Origin of the sequence: Burkholderia contaminans (assembly GCF_029633825.1) — a bacterium.
Lineage (GTDB): Bacteria > Pseudomonadota > Gammaproteobacteria > Burkholderiales > Burkholderiaceae > Burkholderia > Burkholderia contaminans.
Window position 1 is genome coordinate 1,486,809 of record NZ_CP090642.1, and the last position, 15,320, is coordinate 1,502,128.

At 62.7% G+C, this 15,320-nt stretch carries 14 protein-coding genes and 2 rRNA genes; 9 read left to right on the forward strand and 7 right to left on the reverse strand.

The window, feature by feature from the left end; translation table 11 throughout:
- The first annotated feature begins 23 nt into the window (after positions 1 to 23).
- Positions 24 to 677: a response regulator transcription factor gene (locus LXE91_RS38775; protein WP_039343184.1), complete on the forward strand. Its 654-nt coding sequence runs from the start codon at positions 24 to 26 to the stop codon at positions 675 to 677.
- 123 nt (positions 678 to 800) lie between these two features.
- Here the strand turns inward: LXE91_RS38775 and LXE91_RS38780 are convergent, their stop codons facing one another.
- From LXE91_RS38780 to LXE91_RS38790, 3 genes are read right to left on the reverse strand one after another with little or no spacing between them, the layout of a single operon-like run.
- The gene (locus LXE91_RS38780; RefSeq protein ID WP_039343181.1) at positions 801 to 1,991 is read right to left on the reverse strand and encodes an acetyl-CoA C-acetyltransferase; all 1,191 of its coding nucleotides are present in this window, start codon (positions 1,989 to 1,991) and stop codon (positions 801 to 803) included.
- An 18-nt stretch (positions 1,992 to 2,009) separates the two neighbouring features.
- Positions 2,010 to 2,777 (reverse strand): 3-hydroxyacyl-CoA dehydrogenase, encoded by a 768-nt coding sequence (locus LXE91_RS38785; RefSeq protein ID WP_039343179.1) that lies wholly within the window; start codon positions 2,775 to 2,777, stop codon positions 2,010 to 2,012.
- Between the two features lie 22 nt (positions 2,778 to 2,799).
- Positions 2,800 to 4,467 carry an acyl-CoA synthetase gene (locus tag LXE91_RS38790; RefSeq protein ID WP_039343176.1) on the reverse strand — a complete coding sequence of 556 codons (1,668 nt, stop codon included), beginning with the start codon at positions 4,465 to 4,467 and terminating at the stop codon, positions 2,800 to 2,802.
- Positions 4,468 to 4,612: 145 nt separating this feature from the next.
- On the opposite strand from LXE91_RS38790, the gene LXE91_RS38795 reads away from it, so the two are divergent.
- Positions 4,613 to 5,632 (forward strand): AraC family transcriptional regulator, encoded by a 1,020-nt coding sequence (locus LXE91_RS38795; protein WP_039343173.1) that lies wholly within the window; start codon positions 4,613 to 4,615, stop codon positions 5,630 to 5,632.
- A gap of 48 nt (positions 5,633 to 5,680) precedes the next feature.
- On the opposite strand, the gene LXE91_RS38800 is transcribed toward LXE91_RS38795, so the two are convergent.
- Positions 5,681 to 5,947, reverse strand: coding sequence for a hypothetical protein (locus LXE91_RS38800; protein WP_039343171.1), 267 nt, complete (start codon positions 5,945 to 5,947; stop codon positions 5,681 to 5,683).
- Between the two features lie 32 nt (positions 5,948 to 5,979).
- On the opposite strand from LXE91_RS38800, the gene LXE91_RS38805 reads away from it, so the two are divergent.
- The 3 genes from LXE91_RS38805 to LXE91_RS38815 all read left to right on the forward strand — a co-directional run bounded on the left by LXE91_RS38805 (position 5,980) and on the right by LXE91_RS38815 (position 7,617).
- On the forward strand, positions 5,980 to 6,579 hold the full coding sequence (locus LXE91_RS38805) for a hypothetical protein (RefSeq protein ID WP_039343168.1): 600 nt from the start codon (positions 5,980 to 5,982) through the stop codon (positions 6,577 to 6,579).
- A gap of 92 nt (positions 6,580 to 6,671) precedes the next feature.
- Entirely contained in the window at positions 6,672 to 7,043 is a 372-nt protein-coding gene (locus tag LXE91_RS38810) for a nuclear transport factor 2 family protein (protein ID WP_039343165.1), read from the forward strand.
- A 109-nt stretch (positions 7,044 to 7,152) separates the two neighbouring features.
- Positions 7,153 to 7,617, forward strand: coding sequence for a GNAT family N-acetyltransferase (locus tag LXE91_RS38815; protein ID WP_039343162.1), 465 nt, complete (start codon positions 7,153 to 7,155; stop codon positions 7,615 to 7,617).
- A gap of 49 nt (positions 7,618 to 7,666) precedes the next feature.
- On the opposite strand, the gene LXE91_RS38820 is transcribed toward LXE91_RS38815, so the two are convergent.
- The gene (locus LXE91_RS38820) at positions 7,667 to 9,496 is read right to left on the reverse strand and encodes a methyl-accepting chemotaxis protein (protein WP_046543623.1); all 1,830 of its coding nucleotides are present in this window, start codon (positions 9,494 to 9,496) and stop codon (positions 7,667 to 7,669) included.
- A gap of 272 nt (positions 9,497 to 9,768) precedes the next feature.
- Here LXE91_RS38820 and LXE91_RS38825 point away from each other — a divergent pair, with 272 nt between their 5' ends.
- The 4 genes from LXE91_RS38825 to LXE91_RS38840 all read left to right on the forward strand — a co-directional run bounded on the left by LXE91_RS38825 (position 9,769) and on the right by LXE91_RS38840 (position 11,794).
- Entirely contained in the window at positions 9,769 to 10,353 is a 585-nt protein-coding gene (locus LXE91_RS38825) for an RNA polymerase sigma factor (RefSeq protein ID WP_172625616.1), read from the forward strand.
- A gap of 12 nt (positions 10,354 to 10,365) precedes the next feature.
- The gene (locus LXE91_RS38830; RefSeq protein WP_039343153.1) at positions 10,366 to 10,674 is read left to right on the forward strand and encodes a hypothetical protein; all 309 of its coding nucleotides are present in this window, start codon (positions 10,366 to 10,368) and stop codon (positions 10,672 to 10,674) included.
- Positions 10,675 to 10,676: 2 nt separating this feature from the next.
- Positions 10,677 to 10,973 carry a 4Fe-4S dicluster domain-containing protein gene (locus LXE91_RS38835; RefSeq protein ID WP_039343151.1) on the forward strand — a complete coding sequence of 99 codons (297 nt, stop codon included), beginning with the start codon at positions 10,677 to 10,679 and terminating at the stop codon, positions 10,971 to 10,973.
- A 104-nt stretch (positions 10,974 to 11,077) separates the two neighbouring features.
- Positions 11,078 to 11,794 carry an O-methyltransferase gene (locus LXE91_RS38840; RefSeq protein WP_039343146.1) on the forward strand — a complete coding sequence of 239 codons (717 nt, stop codon included), beginning with the start codon at positions 11,078 to 11,080 and terminating at the stop codon, positions 11,792 to 11,794.
- A 137-nt stretch (positions 11,795 to 11,931) separates the two neighbouring features.
- Here LXE91_RS38840 and rrf read toward each other — a convergent pair.
- Both rrf and LXE91_RS38850 read right to left on the reverse strand, forming a co-directional pair.
- A 5S ribosomal RNA gene (gene rrf / locus LXE91_RS38845) occupies positions 11,932 to 12,044 on the reverse strand.
- A gap of 152 nt (positions 12,045 to 12,196) precedes the next feature.
- Positions 12,197 to 15,076 (reverse strand): 23S ribosomal RNA (locus tag LXE91_RS38850).
- Between the last annotated feature and the right edge of the window lie 244 nt (positions 15,077 to 15,320).

Genomic DNA, 15,320 nt, shown 5'->3' on the forward strand with positions numbered 1-15,320 from the left:
AAACCAATCTCCCAGAGGGGACCGTGAATCCTCGTATTGTGATCGTGGACGACCATCCACTGATTCGAATGGCAGTGCGTATGGTCCTGGAGCGTGACGGCCATGAGGTCGTGGCGGAGTGCCGCACGGGGGTGGACGGCGTCCAGGCCGTGCGGACGCTCAAGCCCGATCTGGTCGTCCTGGACCTGGTCATTCCCGACCTCGACGGCTTTTCGGTGATGGATCGCCTGCGCGGCGCCGAACTGGACGCCAGCATCCTGGTACTCACCTCCGGCGACACGCGCAACTACGCGATGCGTTGCCTGCAAGCCGGCGCATCCGGCTTCGTGTGCAAGGACGACGGACTGGATGAAATATCCAAAGCCGTCAAGGCGTTGCTGGCCGGCTACTCGTACTTCCCGCGAGCCGTCACCGACATGCTGCGCGAAAACCAGCAGGAAGCGGCGGCGAACGACTGCCAGAGCGCCGGTGCCGAACTCGCTTCGCTCACGGACCGAGAAATCACGATCCTCGGCCTGCTGGTGAAAGGAATGAACAACCAGGAAATCGGACGTACGCTGATGCTCAGCCACAAGACGGTCAGTACTTATAAGATCCGTCTGATGAGCAAGCTCAATGCCCCGAACATGGTCGAGCTGGTGAAGGTCGCACAGCGCAATGGCATGGCGACGTCCTAGTTTTACGCGTATCGATCGATACGCGTGGCATGGCAAAAACGAAACGGGCGACGGGCAGCGCGCGGAAGAGGCCCGCGCGATACCGGTCGCCCGCGTTGCAGCGTGCGTACGATGCGTTGTGCGTCAGGCGACGCGCTCGATCGCGATCGCCGTCGCCTCGCCGCCGCCGATGCACAGCGACGCCACGCCGCGCTTCATCCCGTACGTTTCGAGCGCGGCCAGCAGCGTCACCATCACGCGCGCACCCGATGCACCGATCGGATGCCCGAGCGCACACGCGCCGCCGTGCACATTGACCTTCTCGTGCGGCAGGTCGAGATCGCGCATCGCGGCCATCGGCACCACAGCGAATGCTTCGTTGATCTCGAACAAGTCGACGTCGCGCAGGTTCCAGCCGGTCTTCTCCGACAGCTTGCGCAGCGCGCCGATCGGCGCGGTCGCGAACAGGCCCGGCTTGTCCGCGTAGGTCGAATGCCCGACGATCACGGCCTTCGGCGTGAGGCCCAGGCGCTCGGCTTCCGAGCGGCGCATCATCACGAGCGCGGCGGCGCCGTCCGAGATCGACGACGCATTCGCGGCCGTCACCGTGCCGCCGTCGCGGAACGCAGGCTTCAGCGTCGGGATCTTGTCGAGCTTCGCCTTGCCCGGCTGCTCGTCGATCGACACGACCGTTTCGACCTTGCCGGCCTTCACCGTCACCGGCGCGATTTCCGACACGAAATGCCCGTCGGCGATCGCTCGTTGCGCGCGCGTCAGCGATGCGATCGCGAACGCATCCTGCGCCTCGCGCGTGAACTGGTACGCCTGTGCGCAATCCTCGGCGAACGTGCCCATCAGGCGGCCCTTCTCGTACGCGTCCTCGAGCCCGTCGAGGAACATGTGATCGAGCACCTGCCCGTGACCCATGCGCATCCCCGCGCGCGCCTTCGGCAGCAGGTACGGCGCATTCGTCATGCTCTCCATCCCGCCCGCGACGGCCACGCCTGCCGAGCCCGCCAGCAGCAGGTCGTGCGCGAACATCGCAGCCTTCATCCCCGAGCCGCACATCTTGTTGACCGTGGTCGCACCGGCCGCGAGCGGCAGCCCGGCCTTCAGCGCGGCCTGCCGCGCCGGCGCCTGGCCCTGGCCCGCCGGCAGCACGCAGCCGAACACGATTTCATCGATGCGCTCGGCCGGCACATTCGCGCGCTCGAGCGCCGCGCGAATCGCTACCGCGCCGAGATCGCTCGCGCTGGCGGCCGCCAGGTCGCCCTGAAAACCACCCATCGGCGTACGCGCCATACCAACGATTACGATCGGATCCTGAGTCGTCATGATTCGTTTCCTCCAGTGTCAGCGCGGTGCCATGCGCAACGCGCCATCGAGACGGATGACTTCGCCGTTCAGCATCGTGTTCTCGGCGATGTGGCGCACCAGCGCCGCAAATTCTTCCGGGCGGCCGAGCCGCGGCGGGAACGGCACGCTCTTGCCGAGCGCGTCCTGCACGTCCTGCGGCATGCCGGCCATCATCGGCGTCGCGAAGATGCCCGGCGCGACCGTCACCACGCGAATGCCGAACCGCGCGAGTTCGCGCGCGATCGGCAGCGTCATGCCGACCACGCCGCTCTTCGACGCCGCATACGCGGCCTGCCCGATCTGCCCGTCGAACGCCGCGACCGACGCGGTGTTGACGATCACGCCGCGCTCGCCTTCCGCATTGGGCTCCTGCTTCGACATCGCTTCGGCGGCCAGCCGGATCATGTTGAACGTGCCGACCAGATTGATCGACACCGCGCGCGCGAAGCGGTCGAGCGAATGCGGGCCGTCGCGGCCCACCACTTTCTCGCCCGGCGCGACGCCCGCGCAGTTGACGAGCGCGTCGATGCGGCCGAACGCGTCACGCGCGGCTGCGACGGCCGCCTGGCCGTCGGCTTCGCTCGTCACGTCGGTCTTCACGAAGCGCGCAGCCGTGCCAAGCTCGTGCGCGAGGCCCGCACCGGCCTCTTCGTTGACGTCCAGCAGCACCGCCTTGCCGCCTTCAGCGACCACCATGCGCGCCACCGCGGCGCCGAGGCCGGAACCGGCGCCCGTAATCAGAAAAACGCGATCCTTGATATCCATTCGCAGTCCGTACAGTGTGTATTCAGGGTTGAGCGGCTTTCTCGGCTTCCATCTTGCGCAATACGAAGCGCTGGATCTTGCCGCTCGGGGTTTTCGGCAGCGCATCGACGAAATCGATCGCGCGCGGATAGGCGTGAGCGGACAGCCGCCGCTTCACGTGCAGGCTCAGTTCCTCGGCCAGCGCCGGTGTGCCGTCGTAGTTTTTCGACAGCACGACGAATGCCTTGACGATCTCCGTGCGCTCCGCGTCCGGCACGCCGATGACGGCGGCCTCGCTCACGGCCGGATGCTCGATCAGCGCGCTTTCCACGTCGAACGGGCCGATCCGGTAGCCGGACGACGTGATCACGTCGTCCGCGCGGCCGATGAAGCTCACGGTGCCGTCCGGCTCCAGCTCGACGTTGTCGCCGGTCCGGTAATAGCCGCTCGCGATCGCCGGCGTGTCCTGCTGCCAGTAGCCGTGGAACCACAGCAGCGGCGAGCGCGCGATGTCGATCGCGAGGTTGCCGGGCTCGCCCGGGCCGAGCTCGCGGCTCGCTTCGTCGAGCACCGCGACGCGGTAGCCGGGCATCGCGAGGCCGGCGGAACCGGCGTGGACCGCATGCGCGAGGCCGTGGTGATTGTTCACGACCATCCCGAGTTCGGTCTGGCCGTAGTGATCGTAGATCGGCGCGCCGAGCGCCGCGTCGAACCAGCGCACGACTTCCGGATTCAGCGGTTCGCCCGCGCTGCTGACCACGCGCAGCTTGCCCTTCAGCCGTGCCGCCGCTTCCGTCCTGGCCGCCATCAGCATCCGGTAGGCCGTCGGCGAGCCGGCGAGGCTCGTGATCCCGAGCCGTTCGATCACGTCATACGTGCTGTCGACCGTGAAACCGCCTTCGTAGAGCGTCGTCGCGTGCCCGAGCAGCAGCGGGCCCGTGATCGCGTAATAGAGGCCGTACGCCCAGCCCGGATCGGCGATGTTCCAGAAGCGGTCGTCGGCACGCAGGTCCACCGCTTCACGCATGTATGCGCCGAACGCGAGCAGCGCGCGCAGCGGCACCGGCACGCCCTTCGGCAAACCTGTCGTGCCCGACGTCGACATCATCATGAACAGGTCCGTGCCCTTGCGCAGCACCGGCTCGAACGAATCGGGCTGCGCGTCGAGCGCCGCACGGAAATCGATGTCGTTTTCCGGCAGCGTCTCGCCCGGCTCGCGCACCGTCGCGACGGGCGGGCAACCGGCGATCTCGTCGAGCTTCGCGCGATTCGCGACGTTGGTCACGACCAGGCGTGCGTCGCTCATGCGCAGCCGGTGCTCGATCGCTTTCGGGCCGAATGCGGTGAACAGCGGCTGGTAGACGGCGCCCGCGCGCCACGTGCCGAGGATCGTCGCGACGAGTTCGGGCGTGCGCGGCAACAGGCCCGCCACCACGTCACCCGGCTTCACGCCCTGCGCGACCAGCAGGTTCGCGACGCGCGCCGACAACGCCTTCATCTGCACAAACGTGTAGCGATGGTGCTGCCCGCCGGCGTCGATCCAGTCGAGCGCGATCGCATCCGCCGATGCGTGGCGGTCGCAGCATTCCACGCACGCGTTCAGGCCGCGCTCCAGGTCGCCGTGCAGTTGCTTCGCGGCGGTCTCGATACTGAACCGGGCCACGGCGTCGGCGTAAGCCGGCACCGCGCGGGCGGTAGCTCCATCAGACATGCGTGTCTCCTGTGCGTTATGGCCGCCGGCGAGCCAGGGGCGCGACGGGGGATACATCGATAGTAGACAGCCCGCACATTGCAATCAATGACAAACAGAATCTAGAATCGTGATCGCTTTTGCCATGTCGGGAGGACGCTGGAAAATGGGGCCGCAGATGATTTCGCCGGATTTCGTCGACGACGCGCTGGCGTGCCTGCGCCGGCAAGGCCTTCCGACGGAGCCCGTGCTGCGCGCCGCCGGCTTGCCGGCCGCCGTGCGCGAGCCCGTCACGCCGCAGCAGTACGGCCGGCTGTGGCTCGCGATCGCCGGTGCGCTCGACGACGAGTTCTTCGGCCTCGCCGCACGCCCGATGCGGCGCGGCAGCTTCACGCTGCTGTGCCATGCGGTGCTGCACGCCGGCACGCTCGACAAGGCGCTGCGGCGCGCGCTGCAGTTCCTGCGCGTGGTGCTCGACGAGCCGCGTGGCGAGCTCATCGTGGCCGACGGGCAGGCGCAGATCGTGCTGACGCAGACGGGCGCGCCCTACCCGGCGTTCGCGTACCGGACATTCTGGCTGATCCTGCTTGGCGTCGCGTGCTGGCTGATCGGCCGGCGCATTCCGCTGCAGCGGATCGACTTCGCATGCCCGAGCCCCGACCAGCGCAGCGACTATCACCAGTTCTTCGGCGTGCCCGTGCATTTCGACCGGCCCGACAGCCGGCTCGCATTCAATGCCGCATACCTCGCGCTGCCGACGATCCGCTCCGAGCAGGCGCTGAAGACTTTCCTGCGTGGCGCGCCCGGCAACCTGCTCGTCCGCTACCGGCACGACACGGGCTGGGTCGCGAGGACACGCGCGCAGCTGAAAACGCTACCGGCCGCGGAGTGGCCCGACTTCGACACGCTGGCCGTACGCCTCGACACGACGCCCGCGACGCTGCGGCGGCGGCTGCGCAGCGAAGGGCAAAGCTTCGCGGCAATCAAGGACGAGCTGCGCGGCGCGCTGGCCCAGTCGCTGCTGCGCGGCAATGCGCTCAGCGTCGCGGAGATCGCGGCCGAGCTCGGCTTCACCGAGCCGAGCGCGTTTCATCGCGCGTTCCGGAAATGGACGGGCACGAGCCCGGGTGCGTTCCGGCGGGACGTGCATGCGGCGGAGGGTGAGCCGGGCGTGGCGAGCGGATGATGCGGCAAGCAGCCGTCGACACCGAATGCCCGGCCGACACGGAAACGCTCACGCGACGCGCTGCAGCGGCGGCGAGAACAGCTTGCACCCCGCGTAGTAGACGAGCGACGTCAGCGACAAACCGACGATCCACGACACGTCCGCGCCGCCGAGCCGGCTCGCCAGTTCTCCTGTATAGAGGTCGGTCCTGCCCCATCGCAATCCCGCTGCCGTTTGTTTGCGTGCGATCGCATCGGCTTTCCAGTGCGATGCGACGTGACACCCGCTGCGACACGTGGCCGGCACGACGTTGCGCACCGGCCCGTCCGGCCACATACTGGTCGGCCTGCGCGAACGAGGGTGCGTCGATGATGAGTGTCGATCAGGGCGCCGCTTCGATCTTTGGCGTGATCGGAACGGCCGTGTCTTTGCTGGCGGCGATTCCGTATGCGCTCGCAATCTACCGGCGCACGGTTCGTCCGCATCTGTTCACATGGCTCGTGTGGTCGGTCGTCACGGCGATCGCGGCTGCCGGCCAGTTCGTCGCGGGTGCCGGGCCATCCGCGTGGTGCACGGCAGCCATTGCCGTTACCTGCTTCCTGACGCTGGTGGCGAGCATCTTTCGGGGAGAGCGCGGCTGGACGCGCATCGACTGGTTTTTCCTGGTCGCGGCCCTGTCGGCCATTCCGCTGTGGATGCTGACCGACGACCCGACGCTCTCGATCTGCCTGGTCACGCTGATCGAGCTGGCCGGGCTCGGCCCGACCGTCCGCAAGACGCTCCACGATCCGTGGAGCGAGAGCCTCGCGTATTTCGCGCTGTGCGTGCTCAAGTACGCGCTGGCCTTGCTGGCGTTGAGCACATGGAGCGTCGCGGTCGCGTTCTATCCGGCCGTCAACGTCATCGCATCGATCGGTATCTGCGTGGTGATGCTCGTTCGGCGTCAATCGCTGTCGAACGCGCGGTAGACGGTATCCGTCGGTGCGGTATGTTCGTTGCTGCTGTTGCTCGCCGGTATGAGCTGAACCACCAATCTTCAGAGACGATGCGAGGCCCTCAAATGGATGCAATCCGCACAGCGATCGAATCCAGTGAAATCGCGCTTCGCGCCGCGATGCTGGCCAACGATGTCGAAGCGCTCGATGCGTTGCTGGATGACGATCTGGTGTTCACCGTCCCGACCGGCCAGGTCATCTCGAAGGAAGACGACCTGGCCGCGCATCGCGCGAAGCTGCTGCGCCTCGACAGACTCGATGTGCAGGAAACACACGCATACGCGATCGGCGGAATGATCCTGACCACGACGAAGGCGATACTCGCCGGTCATTTCGACGGCACGGCGTTCGAGGGCGCGTTTGCCTATACTCGGCTCTGGCGCCAATCATCCGCCGGCTGGCGCGTCGTCGCCGGGCATGCATCGCAGGTCGCCTAGCCGCGTCGAGCACGACGTTCCCTGGAACCGGCGAGCACGAATCCGGCGTCGAGTCGACGCGGGCCGGGCGATACCCTCGACGAAGCTGTCGGCCATCACAGGAGACGAGATGCACAAGGCATTCACCGTGCGCGCGGCCCGTCCCGCGGACGCGGACGCACTCACACGACTGGCTCGCATTTCGAAGGCACACTGGGGCTATCCGCAGGACTGGCTCGACTTGTGGCAGAGCGATCTCACGATTGCGCCGGAGACGATCGACGGGTCGATCGGATACGTTGCGGAATCAGGCGCGGCAATCATCGGATTCTGGGTCAGGGCGTCGTCGGAATCGGAGCACCCGACGCCCGGATGGCTGTTCGTCCATCCCGACCACATGGGCCGCGGTGTCGCCCGGGCACTATGGGAAGAGGTCCGCAGGGAAAGCGCCGCGAGAGGGATCAGAAGCTTCGTGATCGAAGCAGACCCCAATGCGGTTCCGTTCTATCTGGCGCTCGGCGCTGAAAAAATCGGCGAAAAGGAATCGGGCGTCGTCCCGGGCAGGTTCTTCCCGATCCTGAGGATCACGATCTGATTGCAACGTCCGTCGGCACCGCCGCCAGACGTACCCGGTATCACCCTTCTCACGCTGGCTGCAACGTCATCGCGCGGCGGTCCTCGAGCTTGAACTCGCCGACCGTCTGCGCGAGCCTGGCGGCCTGCTCGCGCAGCAATGTCGCGGCCGCCGCCGACTGCTCGACGAGCGCCGCGTTCTGCTGCGTCGCATTGTCGAGTTGCGACACAGCCTGATTCACCTGCTCGATCCCCGTGCTCTGCTCCTTGGCGGCGACGGTAATTTCCGCAATCACGCTCGTGATGCCGCGCACGCCCTCGACGATTTCGTTCATCGTCGTACCGGCCGTCTGGACGAGTCCCGAGCCCCCCTCGATCTTCTCGACCGACGAGTGAATCAACTGCTTGATTTCCTTGGCGGCCTGCGCGCTGCGCTGCGCGAGCGCACGCACCTCGCCCGCGACGACCGCAAAGCCCCGGCCGTGCTCGTTCGCACGTGCGGCCTCGACGGCAGCGTTCAACGCGAGAATGTTGGTCTGGAACGCGATGCCGTCGATCACGCCGACGATGTTGGCGATCTCGCTCGATGCCTGCGTGATCTCGTTCATCGTCGCGACGACTTCGCTGACGACCGTGCCGCCGCGCACCGCGACGTCCGACGCCGATTCCGCCAGACGGCTCACCTGGCTCGCGGCATCGGCCGAGTTGCGGGCCGTGCCGGCGATTTCCTCGAGCGCGGCGGCCGTTTCCTGCAAGCTCGATGCGGCATGCTCGGTCCGGCCGGACAGATCCTGGTTGCCCTGCGCGATCTCGGCGCTCGCGAGATTGACGGATTCGCTGAACTCGCGAATCTGCAGCAGGATCGTAATGATCTTTTCGGCGAACAGATTGAACGCATGCGCGATCTGCGCGGCTTCGTCCGCGCCGTCGGCAGGCAGGCGTTTCGTCAGGTCGCCGCTGCCGGTCGACACATCCGTCAGCGCGTCGCGGACCAGCAGGATGCGCTTGAAGGCTGCGTTCGTCATCGCACCGACGAGCGCGGCCGCGATCACGGCCACGATCAGGATCGCCGCCAGCGTCGTCGTCGCGACCGCGCGCATGCCGGCCGTCACGTCCGCCTTGTCGAGCGCGAGCACGAGGGACCAATCGGTACCGGCGATCGGCTGGGCCCGCACCAGCTTGGTGGCGCCGTCGATGTCGACAGCGACGGGCTTGGACGCTGACTGCAGCGCGCCGAGGTGGTCGGCGTCGAGTGCAGGGGAAAGGCCGGTTGCCGGCTTCATGATCAGGTCAGTCTTGGCCGACGCAATCACGCGCCCGCTCTTGTCCACCAGAAATGCGAAGCTCGCGGGTGTCGGGTGTACCGAGGTCACGATCGAGCTCACGCTCTCCATGAACAGGCTGGCGGCCAGCACACCCTTCACCGTGCCGTCGCGCACCACCGGCACCGCGAACGCAACAGCCGGCTTGCCGGTCGTTGCATCACGATAGAGTGCCGTCACGACCAGGCTGCCGGCGCTGACGGCCTGCTTGTACCACGGGCGTGCCGTCGGGTCGTAGCCGGGGGCGAGCGGCACGTTCGAGAACGCGGTCTTGTCCGGCAGGCCGAGCGTCAATACCTCGAAGCCGCCCGACTTCCCGAGCAGCTTCAGCGCCGGCAGGGGATCCCCTTCGCCGATGGCGATCGTGTCTGCGAGTGCCTGGGTTTCCCGGCCTCTGCTGGCCACCCATTCGTTGATCGCCAGCGCGTGCCCGGCGAGGATCGACTTGTGATTCTGGTCGATTGTCTCGTCGTTGTGTTGCTTGACGACGTAATAGACCAGGCCGCCTGTCACGGCCAGCGCCGTTACCACGATGGCGACGCAGGTCGCGAGTATCCGTGCACGAATCGAGGACAACATGATGACTTCGATCTCCGTTACCGCGTTATAGGAATGGGGTCGCCAAAAACAGGCAACGTCCTGTTTAACGACAGCGGCTGGGGGAACTTAAGGCCTGACTGGCCAGACCAGTGTGAGCGAGGGATCGTCGAAGTCGCCGATTGGTGGACCGACGGGCCGGTCCGACAAGTCGGATACCGTGCGACTGCCCGAGATACGTAGAGGAGGAGGCATTCGGCAGCAGATTTTTTCTCTCGCCACAATATTCGCGCGCCTGAAACGTCTTCAGGCACATGGAATCGCCACCCACTTCGCAAACGATGACCGACCCAGACCGCGACATCACAGCGACAGTGATGCGTGAACGATCGAGGCTAGTGAATTTCATCCGCCGTCGGATTCGCGACCCGGACGACGCCGAGGACATCCTGCAGGATGTGTTTCACGACTTCGTACAGGCGTATCGACTTCCTGCGCCAATCGAGCAGGCGAGCGCGTGGCTTTTCCGTGCAGCACGCAACCGGATCGTTGACCGCTTTCGCAAAAAGAAGGAGCAGCCGCTGACCGATCTGTCCGAGGTCGACGATGACACAAGCGGTGAGTACCGCCTGGACCTCGCGCTACCGGCGCATGATGCCGGCCCCGAAGCGCTCTACGCTCGCACGCTGGTGCTCAAGGCCCTGCAGGATGCGCTCGACGAGTTGCCGACGAATCAGCGTGAGGTATTTATCGCCCACGAGCTGGAGGGCCGGTCCTTCAAGGAAATGGCCGCACAAAGCGGTGTCGCGCTCAATACGCTGCTCGCTCGCAAACGCTATGCGGTCCTGCATTTGCGTGCCCGACTCCAGCCCATTTATGACGAACTGGATAACACCTAGAGGAATCGACAGATGAATTTCCGAATCAGATGTGCAGGCAAGGCGCTTCTCGTCTTGATCGCGATAGGCGTGCTCGGATGGGTCGTCATGATGTTATGGAACTGGGTGATTCCGGCGCTGTTCGTCGGCGCCCGGACGATCGACTTCGCCCATGCGCTGGGCCTGCTCGTGTTGAGCCGCATCCTGTTCGGCGGATTCCGCGGACATCACGGCTGGCGCGGCCGACGCCACTGGCGCAAGTGGGAATCCATGACACCGGAGGAACGCGAGCACTTCCGGACCGCGTGGCGATCCGGCAGCAACCGGCCCACGGGAGAATGAACATGCCCGACAAGTCAACGGACGACTGCAAACAGCAGCCGGGGGTGATTGCGCCGGTCGTCGATCTGAAGCGCTGCGAAGGTAAAGGGAATTGTGTCGCGGTTTGCCCCGAGAACGTGTTCGAGATCCGGCGCATCGACAAAGTCGATTACCTCGGCCTTGACCTGATGCATCGCCTGAAGCAGCGCGTGCATGGCATGAAGGTCGCCTATACGCCGAATGCAGACGCGTGCCGGTCATGCGGACTGTGTGTGACGGCGTGCCCCGAACGCGCGATCACGCTCGCCCGAACGGCATAGCAACACCATGTATCGCCGATATCGAGCGACAGCGCAGCGACTCTGACGGGGGAGGCTGTCATTGGAGACATCGTCGACCGGATCAATCGCATCAAGGAATGCACATGACTTCACCCACCATCGCCCTTCTGCAGCGGCTCCACGAAGAGAGCCGCACCGAAATCGTCGCCCGCGCCCGCGCGCAGTTCCAGGGATCGAACGAGGATTTTCTGTCGCTAGCCGAGGAATACGAAGCGATCGCGCCCCGTCTGCGGGGGCGGTTTCTCGAAACGTTCGGGCTGTCCAGCGACGACTTCGATTCCCCCGAAGGCAGTCCGCTATCGTTGGCCGTGTCGCCGGAAACGGGCGGATTCTTGCGCAACATGGTGCTCTCGCAACGACCGGCCAGAATCCTTGAACTCGGCAGTTCATGCGGCGTATCCACGCTGTATTTCGCCGAGGCGCTGCGCACGTTGGGCCGTGGCGTGGTCGTCGCGACCGAACGCGATGCGCTCAAGATCACGCGCTTGTGCGATCACGTCAGGACGGCGGGCCTGGATGCCTATGTCGACATGCGGGAGGGCGACGTATTCGAGACCGTCGCCGAACTGGACGGTACTTTCGACATGGTGTTCATCGATGTATGGGCCGACGCCTATCTGAAACTGTTCAGGCAGATCGAGCGCCTGCTGCGCCCGGGATCGGTCGTACTGGCCGACAACATGTACACAGCCGAGGACGCCGTTCGACCGTACAAGCACTACCTGGACAACGACCCGCGGTTTTCGACCACTACCCTGGACTTTGAATCGGGAGTCGAATTTGCGGTCGTCGTTTCTTGAGCGGGGAGTCCGTCGAAACGCTTATTCCATGAGATCTCGGGCTGAAGGACAGCGCCGCCCGTCCTGATCCCATGTGCATTTCCGCCGCTGAAATGCAAAAACCCCCGCCTTTCGGGCGGGGGTTCTTGGCTTAGGGAGCCTGACGATTACCTACTTTCACACGGGAATCCGCACTATCATCGGCGTAGAGTCGTTTCACGGTCCTGTTCGGGATGGGAAGGGGTGGGACCGACTCGCTATGGTCATCAGGCAAAGAGGGTTGTTGCGCTGGCTTCGCAGCACAACCAATCTTGGAAGAAGCAGTAATTTAGGTTGTGTGTATCACACACGAGAATCAACTTGTCGCTTTGGATCTTGCCCAGTGCTATCGCACGGCGCCGATCTACAAGGCAGACTTGTTATAGGATCAAGCCTTACGGGCAATTAGTATCAGTTAGCTGAACGCATTACTGCGCTTACACACCTGACCTATCAACGTCCTGGTCTCGAACGACCCTTCAAGGGGATCTAGTCCCCAGGGATATCTCATCTTAAGGCGAGTTTCCCGCTTAGATGCTTTCAGCGGTTATCTCTTCCGAACATAGCTACCCGGCGATGCCACTGGCGTGACAACCGGTACACCAGAGGTTCGTCCACTCCGGTCCTCTCGTACTAGGAGCAGCCCCCTTCAAATATCCAACGCCCACGGCGAGATAGGGACCAAACTGTCTCACGACGTTTTAAACCCAGCTCACGTACCTCTTTAAATGGCGAACAGCCATACCCTTGGGACCGGCTACAGCCCCAGGATGAGATGAGCCGACATCGAGGTGCCAAACACCGCCGTCGATATGAACTCTTGGGCGGTATCAGCCTGTTATCCCCAGAGTACCTTTTATCCGTTGAGCGATGGCCCTTCCATACAGAACCACCGGATCACTATGACCTGCTTTCGCACCTGCTCGACTTGTCGGTCTCGCAGTTAAGCACGCTTATGCCATTGCACTATCAGCACGATTTCCGACCGTACCTAGCGTACCTTCGTACTCCTCCGTTACGCTTTGGGAGGAGACCGCCCCAGTCAAACTGCCTACCATGCACTGTCCCCGACCCGGATCACGGGCCAAGGTTAGAACCTCAAACAAACCAGGGTGGTATTTCAAGGACGGCTCCACCGAAACTAGCGTTCCGGTTTCATAGCCTCCCACCTATCCTACACAGATCGGTTCAAAGTCCAATGCAAAGCTACAGTAAAGGTTCATGGGGTCTTTCCGTCTAGCCGCGGGTAGATTGCATCATCACAAACACTTCAACTTCGCTGAGTCTCGGGAGGAGACAGTGTGGCCATCGTTACGCCATTCGTGCAGGTCGGAACTTACCCGACAAGGAATTTCGCTACCTTAGGACCGTTATAGTTACGGCCGCCGTTTACCGGGACTTCAATCAAGAGCTTGCACCCCATCATTTAATCTTCCGGCACCGGGCAGGCGTCACACCCTATACGTCCACTTTCGTGTTTGCAGAGTGCTGTGTTTTATTAAACAGTCGCAGCCACCAGTTTATTGCAACCCCTTCACCCTTCTGGCGCAAGCCAGTCAAGCTACAAGGGCGTACCTTATCCCGAAGTTACGGTACCAATTTGCCGAGTTCCTTCTCCCGAGTTCTCTCAAGCGCCTTAGAATACTCATCTCGCCCACCTGTGTCGGTTTGCGGTACGGTCATCGTTAGACTGAAGCTTAGAGGCTTTTCTTGGAACCACTTCCAATTGCTTCGCTCCCTAAGGAGCTCGCGCCACACCCTTGAATTCCGCGCCCGGATTTGCCTAAGCGCCTTCTCCAATGCAGCGACCGGGACTTCCAACACCCGGACAACCTTCCGCGATCCGTCCCCCCATCGCATCTAACAATGGTGCAGGAATATTGACCTGCTTCCCATCAGCTACGCATTTCTGCCTCGCCTTAGGGGCCGACTCACCCTACGCCGATGAACGTTGCGTAGGAAACCTTGGAGCTTACGGCGAGGGGCCTTTCACCCCCTTTATCGCTACTCATGTCAGCATTCGCACTTCCGATACCTCCAGCACCCTTTACAAGGCACCTTCGCAGGCTTACGGAACGCTCTCCTACCATGCGTGCTAAGCACGCATCCGCAGCTTCGGTATATAGCTTAGCCCCGTTACATCTTCCGCGCAGGACGACTCGATCAGTGAGCTATTACGCTTTCTTTAAAGGGTGGCTGCTTCTAAGCCAACCTCCTGACTGTTTTAGCCTTCCCACTTCGTTTCCCACTTAGCTATATTTGGGGACCTTAGCTGGCGGTCTGGGTTGTTTCCCTCTTGACACCGGACGTTAGCACCCGATGTCTGTCTCCCGTGATTGCACTCTTCGGTATTCGGAGTTTGCTATGGCGGGGTAATCTGCAATAGACCCCCCAACCATGACAGTGCTCTACCCCCGAAGGTGAGACACGAGGCACTACCTAAATAGTTTTCGGAGAGAACCAGCTATTTCCAGGTTTGTTTAGCCTTTCACCCCTATCCACAGCTCATCCCTAACTTTTCAACGTTAGTGGGTTCGGACCTCCAGTACGTGTTACCGCACCTTCATCCGGCCATGGATAGATCACCTGGTTTCGGGTCTACGCCCAGCAACTGAACGCCCTATTCGGACTCGCTTTCGCTACGCCTGCCCTATACGGTTAAGCTTGCTACTGAACGTAAGTCGCTGACCCATTATACAAAAGGTACGCCGTCACCCCTTACGAGGCTCCGACTGTTTGTATGCATGCGGTTTCAGGATCTATTTCACTCCCCTCCCGGGGTTCTTTTCGCCTTTCCCTCACGGTACTGGTTCACTATCGGTCGATCACGAGTATTTAGCCTTGGAGGATGGTCCCCCCATCTTCAGACAGGATTTCACGTGTCCCGCCCTACTTGTCGCACACCTAGTTCTTTCATACTGTTTTCGCCTACAGGGCTATCACCTGCTATGGCCGCACTTTCCAGAGCGTTCGGCTAACAATACAAATAAAGAGTGCAAGGCTCATCCCATTTCGCTCGCCACTACTTTGGGAATCTCGGTTGATTTCTTTTCCTGCGGTTACTTAGATGTTTCAGTTCACCGCGTTCGCTTCGCATGGCCTATGTATTCAGCCATGGATACTCCAAAAGGAGTGGGTTTCCCCATTCGGACATCTACGGATCAAAGCTTGTTTGCCAGCTCCCCGTAGCTTTTCGCAGGCTACCGCGTCCTTCATCGCCTGTGATCGCCAAGGCATCCACCACATGCACTTGTTCGCTTGACCCTATAACGAGTCTGTCTCATCGACAGTCGCTACAGGTTGAGTTCTCGCGTTGTGCCGTATTCCAATTGAGTCAAACATAGAGTTCGAATCATCTTGAGATACATCGATACAATCACAACCCGGATAACTTTCACGTCCATCTCAAGACGCTTCCGCTATCCAAATTACTTACTTCTTCCAGATTGTTAAAGAACGACAGCCGATACATACTACGTATCACTCTGACTGGCTCAATCGCCAATGA

Coding starts and splice junctions, on each gene's coding strand:
- LXE91_RS38815 (WP_039343162.1), top strand. CDS start 7,153: ATGCACAAGGCATTCACCGTGCGCGCGGCCCGTCCCGCGGACGCGGAC.
- LXE91_RS38785 (WP_039343179.1), bottom strand. CDS start 2,777: ATGGATATCAAGGATCGCGTTTTTCTGATTACGGGCGCCGGTTCCGGC.
- LXE91_RS38810 (WP_039343165.1), top strand. CDS start 6,672: ATGGATGCAATCCGCACAGCGATCGAATCCAGTGAAATCGCGCTTCGC.
- LXE91_RS38780 (WP_039343181.1), bottom strand. CDS start 1,991: ATGACGACTCAGGATCCGATCGTAATCGTTGGTATGGCGCGTACGCCG.
- LXE91_RS38835 (WP_039343151.1), top strand. CDS start 10,677: ATGCCCGACAAGTCAACGGACGACTGCAAACAGCAGCCGGGGGTGATT.
- LXE91_RS38800 (WP_039343171.1), bottom strand. CDS start 5,947: ATGTGGCCGGACGGGCCGGTGCGCAACGTCGTGCCGGCCACGTGTCGC.
- LXE91_RS38830 (WP_039343153.1), top strand. CDS start 10,366: ATGAATTTCCGAATCAGATGTGCAGGCAAGGCGCTTCTCGTCTTGATC.
- LXE91_RS38840 (WP_039343146.1), top strand. CDS start 11,078: ATGACTTCACCCACCATCGCCCTTCTGCAGCGGCTCCACGAAGAGAGC.
- LXE91_RS38795 (WP_039343173.1), top strand. CDS start 4,613: ATGGGGCCGCAGATGATTTCGCCGGATTTCGTCGACGACGCGCTGGCG.
- LXE91_RS38805 (WP_039343168.1), top strand. CDS start 5,980: ATGATGAGTGTCGATCAGGGCGCCGCTTCGATCTTTGGCGTGATCGGA.
- LXE91_RS38825 (WP_172625616.1), top strand. CDS start 9,769: ATGGAATCGCCACCCACTTCGCAAACGATGACCGACCCAGACCGCGAC.
- LXE91_RS38820 (WP_046543623.1), bottom strand. CDS start 9,496: ATGTTGTCCTCGATTCGTGCACGGATACTCGCGACCTGCGTCGCCATC.
- LXE91_RS38790 (WP_039343176.1), bottom strand. CDS start 4,467: ATGTCTGATGGAGCTACCGCCCGCGCGGTGCCGGCTTACGCCGACGCC.